Here is an 8,907-nt window from a genome sequence, read left to right as displayed (position 1 = left end):
ATCCTGACCCGCCAGTCGATCCGCCGGGGCACGTTCTCCAGCGTGAACGTCCTGATCAAGCAGATTCGCGATTACATGGCCGCCTGGAACTCCGAGGCCAAACCGTTCACTTGGACTGCAACCGCCGACGAGATCCTGGCGAAGGTGCGACTCGTCCAGACCAACATCAAGAAGCTCGTCGCCAATAACTCGAAGTGACATAAACAGGATCACGAGACACTAGGGACTGTCCGGTGGGTCGGCGCCGCGTCATCGTGGCATGGGGCCAGGCGGCCGCGGCCATGCCGGTGACGGTCTTCCAGATGTGGAAGCGTTCGGTCATCTCGGCCTGATAGTCACTGGCTGTGATCAGATGTCGTCGGGGCCGGAAAAGCGTCGAGATTCTGGAGAAGGCGGCGAGGAATCTCTGCGCGGCCCCGACGGAGCGGAAGTTCTTCATGGTTCTCTCGCGTTGCCGGGTGGGCTGATGCGAGTTCTTCGCGCGGTTGTTTCAAGTGCTGGTCACGAGGACGTCCCGGACGTTGCGGTCCTGAACGACCGCACGTCACAGGTAGCGCATCCGGCCGTTGACCTTGATAAACACCTCGTCGAGATGCCACTTGTCGCCGGGGCGTGGCTGCCAGCGGCGCAGGCTCCGGGCGTAGATGGGACCGAACGTCGCACACCGGGTCCGAACCATTTCGTACGAGACCGTGATTCCCCGCTCGAAGAGGAGTTCCTCGACCTCGCGGTACGACCGAGGGAACTGGTGATACAGCCACACAGCGTGACCGATGACCTTCGCCGGGAAGCGGTAGCCCCTGTACGACGGCGCACCCTCGGTCTCCACCGGCAGCCCCTCCTCACGACGACCTCAAACAAGATCATCACGCGGGCCACCACGAACCTGACAACGCCGGCCGGCGAGCTCGGTCAGCCGAACTGGATGCCGGCTCGGACGAGCCCGGTGGCGGTCCCGGTGCCGGGGCGGGGCGGCACCCTGGTACCGGGGCCGCCGTGTCACTCTTCGTCGCGCAGCTGAGCTGCCAAGGTGGTCAGCGGTTCGGTCTCCTCGGTGTGGCCCAGGGTGGTCAGGCGGGAGAGCGCGGAGTCGAGGCGGGCGAGAGCGGGGGCGGGGCGCTCCAGATAGATTCCCTCCACGGCGGCCGCGAGGCGGACGCACTCCGCCCACTCGCCGGCATGATCGCCGTCCTGCGCCGGCTCGCCGAGCAGAGCGAGGGCCTTGTCCAGGGCGGCCAGTGCGTCCTCGTACTGACCGGCATAGGCGTTGACCCGCCCGTGCTCGTAGGCCAGGGCCGTGTCCAGGGACCGGCCCTCGGCCTCGAAACCGGCGGCGCGGGCCTCGTCGGCGAGCCGGGCGGCGTCGGCCAGCCAGGCACGGGCGTCGCCCGGGCCGTCGCTGCCCTGCTGCTGGGCTTGGAGGCGGGCGAGTTCGCGCAAGGCATTGCTGAGGGCTTCGTAGCGCGGGGCCCGGGCGTGAGCGGCCAGTGCCTGGTCCACGGCCGCGCGGGCCCGGCCGAAGTCGCCGGACTCGCCCAGGAGTACGGCAGTCTCCGCGGCGATCATGGCGTGGCTGCCCGGGTCGTCGTCCCAGCCGGCCGACTCGGCGGCGAGGCTGACGAGCTCCGCCGTAGCGGCCTTGAGGTCTTCGCCTGCGTGCAGCGCGCGGGCGCGGGTCAGGCGCAGCTGAGCGACCAGTCGCTCGTCCAGCGCGCCGTCGGCGACGTCCGGATCGGCCAGCAGCGAGTCGAGCAGAGCGATGCAGTCCTCGATGCGTCCCAGGTCGAGGCTGAGCCGGGCGGCGTTGCTGTAAGCGAAGAACGCGTCGGTCCGGCTGCCGCGGCGCAGGTCCGCCTCCGCCGAGCGCGTCAGATGCTGCAATGCCTCTGCGGGGCGGCCCAGGAACAGACACGCTTCAGCCAGATCGGCGTGGAGACGGGCGGTGTCGACGGCGTCGGCCGGCCAGGCGGCGGCCAGTCGCAGGCCCTCGGTGAGGTTCGTGTACGCGGACTGCGTTTCCCCCAGGCCGAGTTGGACCCGGCCGCGCAGTCCGAGCGTGCGCGGCAGGTGCCAGGCGGGACCGTGTGCCGTCAGCCGGTCGAGCAGGGCGTCGATCTCGGCGAGCGCGGTGGGCAGGTCGCCCGCGAGGGCGTACGTGCTGGCACGCAGGAGCAGGGCGCCGGAGATCGGACCGGCGAAGTCGTGCCGGGTGGCGAACGCGAGCAGCCGGTCCGCCTCGGCGAGGACCGGTGCGACGTGCTCCTCGCTGCCCGAGGTCTGCAGGCGCAGGCCCAGCGTGGTGGCCCGCAACCGCAGCAGGCGGGCCTCCAGGTACGGAGCGAGGCCGGGCGTCTGCTCGTGCAGCCGGACCAGGGAGGCATAGGCGCCGGTCAGCGCGGTGGCCTTCGCCTCGTCCGTATCGGGGTGGTCCTGCGCGGGGATCTCGGCGGTGGCGAGCACGGCACAGGCGCGGGCGAGCGCTGCGTGATCCGGCGCTCCGGCGTCCTCGTACAGGCCCGCGGCCTGCTCGTAGAGGCCGGCGGCGTCGGCGAACTCGTCCTTCTCACCCGCCCGGTGTCCTTCGTCGGCCAGCAGGTCCGCGCGCAGCCGGACGAGCGGACCGACGGCCGGGTCATCGGGGTGGGCGTAGTCGTGGGCGGCGGTGAGCGTACGCAGCCGCGCCCAGCAGCTCTGCGCGTCCGGATGTCCCTGCTCTTCCAGCGACCGTGCCTGGAGAATCAGTTCGGACAGCGAACCGGGGAGCTCGGCGGCCGTACGCGGGGCCGGCGCCGTGACCGGGGCGGCCGGTGCCACGTCGTCGAGGGTGCGGGTGCGCAGGGTCAGTTCCAGCGCGTCGAGCAGCGGGGCACGGTCGAGGCGGGCGCTGCGGCGGTCGGTGAGGGCCGTGGTGCCGTTGCGGGTGTCGAAGCGGGTCGCGAGGTCATCGGCGCGGCCTCGCACCTCGCCGCGCAGCTCGGCCACCGTCCAGGTGCGGCCCGCGAATCCGGCGGCGGGCAGTGCGCCGTGGCCGAGGAGCTCTACGCGCTGGAGGAGGACTTCCACGCCGGTGAGGAAGTCGAGCTGGTCCAGCGGTGAGTCCACCTCCTCGAACAGGTTCCGGTTCTCGGCGAGCAGTTCCAGGCCGCGTGCCTCGTTGCCGGTCAGTGCGCAGAATTCCAGATGCCGGCCGGCCTCCCCGGCCATCGAGGGGTTGCGGCGGCAGCCGCGGTAGCCGGCCAGGTGCAGTGCGCGGGCCTGCTCCGTGCGGCCGGTGCGCAGCAGCGGCAGCAGTGCGTACGAGATGGAGCGGGCCGGCTCCTCCTGGCAGGACTCCTTCCCGGCCAGGACGGGCTCCCAGGCGGCCAGCGCCCGTACGTCGTCGCCCGCCGTGAGGTGGTACAGGGCGCGCTCACAGATCTCGCAGGCCTCGCAGTCGCTGAGCCGGGTGCGCGCGCGGCCCGCCCACAACTCGTAGGCGAGGTCGGTGTCCTCGCCCACGTGGGCGGCGAGTTGGTACGCCTGCCCGTAGTAGGGCTGGAGCCCCAGGCCGGCCTTCTCGTAGCGCTCACGCATCTCGGTCAGCCACTGGCGCAGGCTGGCGAGGGGTATCTCGGGCAGCGCGCGCAGGGCGTTGGCCACCCACTTGAACCGCCAGAACAGCATGTGGCGCAGGCGCTCGTCGAAGACCTCGGGCTGCTCGTCGAAGAGCGTGAGCAGACGGGCGAAGACGACCGGCGACTTGCGCGGTTCGGAGCCGTAGGTGTACGCCTCCTGCAGTTCGAGGAGCGCGTGGATGAGCGCAACGGGCTCGGCGAACTGTTCGGCGGCGTCGACGAGTTCCTCGGCGGTGACGGTGCGGGTGCGGCCGTAGGGGCGCCGGTCGTTGTCCTGGAGCGCCTGGAACAGCTCATCGGTGGTCTGGGGTGCGGTCGTCATCGTCGGCTGTCCTTAGCGGCCCTTGCGCAGGGCGTGGGCGAGCAGGTCGAGGAAGGAACGGTTGATCAGGCTCGACTCGGCGGGCCTGAGGGGGCGCCGTGACAGCATCGCGGCCTGCCCGTACAGGGCCTCGGCGCTGGTGCGGGCCAGTTCGGGCTCGTCGATCGCGACGGCCGTGCGCACCAGGGGGTTGAGCTGGTTGAGGATCAGCTGGGCCCGCGGTGCTTCCTGGCGCAGGGCGCCCAGGATGTCGCCCCACAGGCCGCCTTCCTGCTCCCGGGCGAGCTGGGAGCGGGTGCGCTCGTGCCGGGCCTCGCGGCTGTCGACGAGCAGGGCCGGGGCGGAGGCGGGCTGGAAGGTGCGCAGCGCGACGTCGCAGTCGAAGACGGCGAGGGCTTCGCGGGCCAGGGCGAGGTAGGCCGCGGCGGCCAGTTCCGTCTCGCGGTCGACGGGGTCCAGGTGGGCGGTGAGGGTTGCCGGGTCGAGGTCGGCGACGCTGATCTCGGGCCTGATCTCGGGCAGCCGGTGGACCAGTTCACGGTCGTAGGTGTAGCCGCCGTTGACGACGCCGAGCCCGGCGGCGGAGGCGATCGCCGCGACCTGCCGGAACTCCTCGACGCTGGAGGTCACGAGCACGGTGCGGTGGGTGCGCGCGAACTCGTCGAGGGTGGCGTGCCCGGCAGTGGTCTCGAACGGCAGCCAGGGCAGCAGCATCCGCAGGATCTCGTCGTCGTGCACCGCGAGCGACTTCACGGCCAGGTGGTGGGCCTGGAGGAAGCGGGCGAGCAGGTCCGGGTCGCTGGCGGCGGCTCGCGCGATCCAGGCGCGCAGCTGTTCGGCGAGGGCGTCGCGTACGGCAGCGAGAGTGTCGTCCTCGTAGAGGGACTCGCGGGACGCCGTCGGCCGCAGGCTCTCGGCGTCGATGACGCAGCGGGCGAAGAACGCCCACTCCGGCAGGATTTCCTCGGCTTGCTCGGACAGCAGCATGCCCTTGACGTGCACGCGGTGGCCGTGGCGGCGGCCGGCCGGCACGGCCTCGGGCAGCACGCACGCGATGCCCTTCAGGCCCACGGCCGGCAGGTCCAGTTCGATGGTGTCCAGTGGCGTGAACCCGAAGACCTCCTCGCCGTACGCCGCCAGGGCTCGGGAGCGGGCCCCCGGCGTGGGGTACGTACGCGTCCAGGGGGCGGGCTCGGGATTGACCGGCGCGCCCGTGCCGCCCGTGCCGTCGTCGAAGCTCACAGGGTGGCGCAGCAGCGAGCCGAAGTGCCGGGCCAGTGCGTGCACCTGCGCCGGGCGGGTCCACTCGCCGGCGTCGGGTCGCGGTGTCAGCGTGACGGTGGTGCCGGGCCGGGGGCGGGCGGAGGGGGGCAGGGTGCGGACGGTGTAGCTGCCGTCGCCGCGTCCCCGCCATTCCACGGCGGGTGCGTCGGGGGTGCGGGCGGAGCGGCTCAGGACGTGAATTTCGTCCGCGACCAGGAAACAGGAGAGCAGGCCGATGCCGAACTGGCCGATGAAGTCCCCGCGCTGCTCGGCGATCTTCCCCCAGCCTCGGATGGGCTCGTCCTGGGGAGTGCCTATGGCGCGTTTGCTGCTGCGGCCGATGGTGGCGAGGAAGGTGTGCACATCGTCTTGGGTGAGACCGATGCCGTCGTCCTCGATGCGTACCACCGAGCCGTCGGCGTATAGGCGGATGCCGAAGGTGTCGGCGCAGGCGGACGGTTCGAGGCCGTGGCGGGCCGTCAGCGCGTCCACCGCGTTCTGCATCAGTTCGCGCAGGTAGACGCGGGGGCTGGAGTAGAGGTGGTGGGAGAGGAGATCGACGAGGCCGCGCAGATCCACCTGGAAGGTGCGGTCCGCGCCGGCTGGGTTCGCGGCGGTGTCGGGCACAGTCATCGGGCAGTCCGGAGGGGGAGAGGCGGGACGGGACGAGGGGAGCGGCGTGCGCTCAGGCGCGACGGTGGCGACGGGCGAACTGTTTCTCGGGCTCCGCCAGGTAGGTCCAGGGCCACTCGGTGTAGGCGCCGTCCAGCGTCTGGAAGACGCGCCGGACCGTGTGGCGCTCCTCGGCCAGCGACAGAGCCATGGCGAACATGTTGAAGTCGTGCTGCCAGCCCGGGTGCCGCGGGTATGCGGGGTGGAGGATGCTGTGGTCGGCAGCGCTTCGCAACTCGGCCTGGATTTCGGGGGTTTCGAGGCAGTCCGCGTGGTCCGACTCGACCCAGTCCTCGATGTGCGCCATGGCGATCACGCAGCCCAGACGGTGGCCCTGCGGGGCGCGGGCGAACGCGTCACGGGCGAACGCCAGGGCCTGCCCCGGCTCGCCGCCCCACCGGGGCTGCATCTGCGACAGCCATTCCAGGTGGGTCTCCAGGTCCAGCGGTGCGCGGCGCAGGGCCGCCCGGAGCCGGGTTCCGTTGACGGCGGGGTCCAGGGACATGCCACGACCGGAGGTGAGCAGGCAGCGCCACGGCGTGACCCACTCCGGCCGCAGCTCGGCGGCCTGGAGCAGCTGCTCCTCAGCGACCTGGAGCCGCTCGTGGAAGACCTGCCACTGCTCCTGTGTGACGTGCACGGCCTGCGCGGCGGTACGCGCCTCCCAGCCCCAGGTGATGTGGCGCGCCCCGGATATCAGCAGCGCTGTGGCGCGGTGCTCCTGGTCCTCCTCGACGGCCCGGCCGATCCAGTCCTGCACACCGTTGACGTCGGCCAGCTCACCCAGCACCTGGTGGTCGCGGCCGAGATCGAAGGGCGCCAGCGCCGCCTTGACCGCCTCCCAGACACCCGCATCGGCTGCTTCCACCAGCGCGAGCACCCGCGAGTCCCCGAGCGCGCGCAGCTGGTACATCCCCTTCTTCTGCCCGCGCGGGACGGGAAGGGTGAACGGATCCGCCGCCGGTGTCTCCACCCCTCGGCCAAAAAGCTTGCCAAACATGCCGTGCCCTCGTCTGCTCCCCGTGATCGTCCGTTGCAGCATAAGCGACCGCACTGACACGGCCTCCACAGGGTTTTCACCAACGCTTCACGGGCTTGGTGGACCGAGAGGGCCTGGGGGCGGGCCCGTGCTGTTCCTCAGACCTGCTCGCCTTGTTTCCTCACCCGGGGCAGGGCGAGGCTCGCCGTCCGGAACAGTTACCTCCTGCGGTTCCCCGGCCCAGGACATGGACCCGGAGATCGGGAGCCTGCGTCAGAAGACCAGGGTGATCTTTCCTGCCAGGCCGCCTTGGAGGAAGCGAGCGTGTGCGGCTTGGATTTCTTGCAGGCCGAAGGTGGCGTGCAGGCGCAGTCGCAGGGAGCCGTCGTCGACGAGCCTGGTCAGCTCGGTCAGCCCCGCTCCGTCCTCGCGCACCTGGTGGACGGTGGTACGCACACCACGGGAGGACAGGTCGGGGACCGGACCGGCTTGGGTGGCGATTGACGCGTACCGGCCGCCGTCAGCTACTGCCTCGGTCACGAATGCCCCGAAGGTGTCGAAGACTGCGTCATAGTGACGCTCGTGCAGAGCGTTGCGGTCGGTGGTGACGAGGTCGGCACCGTGGTCGCGGGCGAAGGCGACCTGCGCATCCCGGGAGACCAGAGCATCGACCTCGGCGCCGCGCGCACGGGCGATCTGCAACGCCAACCCGCCGACTGCCCCCGCGGCTCCAGCGATCAGCAGCCGCTCACCGGCCCTGACCGCCAGCCAGTCCAGCGTCTGCCACGCCGTCAGCCCGGGAAGCGGCAACGTGGCGGCCTCGGCCAGGCTGACTGACCGCGGCGCGGCGGCGACTGCCTGTGCGGGAAGCGCGACCAGGTCGGCCCAGGTCCCTCGGCCGGCGCTGAGTTGGTGCGACATGGCGATGACGCGTTCACCGGCGCGCAGCCCGGTGCTGCCGCCGTCGACCACGATGCCGGCCAGGTCCCAGCCGAGCGTCATCGGCAGCGGCGGCGTTCCCTCGCCAATGGCTCCCTCCCGTGTCTTGTCGTCGACGGGATTGATGCTGGTCGCAACGGTCCGGATCAGTACCTCTCCGGGGCCGGGTTCGGGCTCGGGAGCATCGATGATGCCGAGGACGTCAGGGGTGCCGAAGCGGTCGATCTGTATGGCGCGCACGAAAAGCCCTTCGCATGACGGGTCTGACAGCAGGGCCCAACGCCGGTGATGATCAAGGGATTCCCGATTCGGCGCAGGCTCGCACGCCGGATCGGCAAGTGGCTGCCTTCGTTGTTGCCGACGGCACCGCGCCCGCCGGCCGTACGGCCGGCGGGGGGTTCGCAGCAGGCACTACCGTGCGCGGGCCACCGTCGTGCTCAGGCCGTGGGAGGCGACCAGCTGCGCGCTGCCGTCGGCCAGCCGGTAGGACAGGCCCACTACGGCGAGGCGGCCTTCGGCCACCCGCTCGGCCAGGACGCGGGAGCGGTCCAGCAGCAGGTCGACGGTGTGCCGGATGTGCTCGTGGAGGATCTCCTCGTCCTGGTCGCGTCCGGCAGCGCGGGCCGCCAGCACGCTCGGGGTCACCCGCTCGACGACGTCACGGAGGAAGCCGGCGGGCGCCCTGCCGCCGTCGGCGGCCTCGCGGGCAGCCGCGATGGCCCCGCACGAGTCATGGCCCAGGACCACGACCAGCGGGCAGTCCAGCACGCTGACTCCGTACTCGATGCTGCCCAGCACCTCTGAACCGACCACATGCCCGGCTGTGCGGACCACGAAGAGATCCCCCAGTCCCCGGTCGAAGATGATCTCGGCGGCCAGCCGGGAATCGGAGCACCCGAACAGCACCGCGAAGGGACTCTGCCCCGGTGCGGTCTCGGTGCGGCGTGCGGCGTCCTGGTTGGGGTGCTCCGGCGAGCCGGTGACGAACCGCTGGTTGCCGTCCAGCAGCATCTCGAAGGCATCATCGGGAGTCGTCGTCAGTATCTCGGTCATGGCGGCAGGCTACGGCCAGCCCCAGCACGAGCGTGCGGCCGGTCCGCGGACGACAGCGACGATCC

General features: G+C 71.3%; 5 protein-coding genes and 2 pseudogenes. 1 reads left to right on the top strand and 6 read right to left on the bottom strand.

Annotation, left to right across the window (positions count from 1 at the left end; translation table 11 throughout):
* Nucleotides 1-198 (top strand): annotated as a pseudogene (locus tag AC4IJH_RS37995) (IS630 family transposase); the annotation flags it as partial.
* A gap of 76 nt (nt 199-274) precedes the next feature.
* Here the strand turns inward: AC4IJH_RS37995 and AC4IJH_RS37990 are convergent.
* From AC4IJH_RS37990 to AC4IJH_RS37965, 6 genes and pseudogenes are all read right to left on the bottom strand, one after another.
* Nucleotides 275-829 (bottom strand): annotated as a pseudogene (locus AC4IJH_RS37990) (IS6 family transposase); the annotation flags it as partial.
* 170 nt (nt 830-999) lie between these two features.
* Nucleotides 1,000-3,936 carry a hypothetical protein gene (locus AC4IJH_RS37985; protein WP_490856542.1) on the bottom strand — a complete coding sequence of 979 codons (2,937 nt, stop codon included), beginning with the start codon at nt 3,934-3,936 and terminating at the stop codon, nt 1,000-1,002.
* Between the two features lie 12 nt (nt 3,937-3,948).
* Complete coding sequence (locus tag AC4IJH_RS37980) at nt 3,949-5,832, bottom strand: HSP90 family protein (RefSeq protein WP_490856541.1); 1,884 nt, start codon at nt 5,830-5,832, stop codon at nt 3,949-3,951.
* Between the two features lie 52 nt (nt 5,833-5,884).
* Nucleotides 5,885-6,871 carry a hypothetical protein gene (locus tag AC4IJH_RS37975; protein WP_490856540.1) on the bottom strand — a complete coding sequence of 329 codons (987 nt, stop codon included), beginning with the start codon at nt 6,869-6,871 and terminating at the stop codon, nt 5,885-5,887.
* A gap of 252 nt (nt 6,872-7,123) precedes the next feature.
* The gene (locus AC4IJH_RS37970) at nt 7,124-8,029 is read right to left on the bottom strand and encodes an NADP-dependent oxidoreductase (protein ID WP_490856539.1); all 906 of its coding nucleotides are present in this window, start codon (nt 8,027-8,029) and stop codon (nt 7,124-7,126) included.
* 171 nt (nt 8,030-8,200) lie between these two features.
* The gene (locus AC4IJH_RS37965) at nt 8,201-8,842 is read right to left on the bottom strand and encodes a carbonic anhydrase (RefSeq protein ID WP_490856538.1); all 642 of its coding nucleotides are present in this window, start codon (nt 8,840-8,842) and stop codon (nt 8,201-8,203) included.
* Nucleotides 8,843-8,907: the final 65 nt, after the last annotated feature.

It is taken from the genome of Streptomyces sp. UF-297, from assembly GCF_058245575.1.
The sequence above is the reverse complement of the archived record's forward strand: the minus strand, read 5'-3'. Positions and strand labels throughout refer to the sequence as shown.

Bases quoted from the DNA above. Each gene is read 5' to 3' on its own strand.
- AC4IJH_RS37985 (WP_490856542.1), bottom strand. From the start codon at position 3,936: ATGACGACCGCACCCCAGACCACCGATGAGCTGTTCCAGGCGCTCCAG.
- AC4IJH_RS37980 (WP_490856541.1), bottom strand. From the start codon at position 5,832: ATGACTGTGCCCGACACCGCCGCGAACCCAGCCGGCGCGGACCGCACC.
- AC4IJH_RS37975 (WP_490856540.1), bottom strand. From the start codon at position 6,871: ATGTTTGGCAAGCTTTTTGGCCGAGGGGTGGAGACACCGGCGGCGGAT.
- AC4IJH_RS37965 (WP_490856538.1), bottom strand. From the start codon at position 8,842: ATGACCGAGATACTGACGACGACTCCCGATGATGCCTTCGAGATGCTG.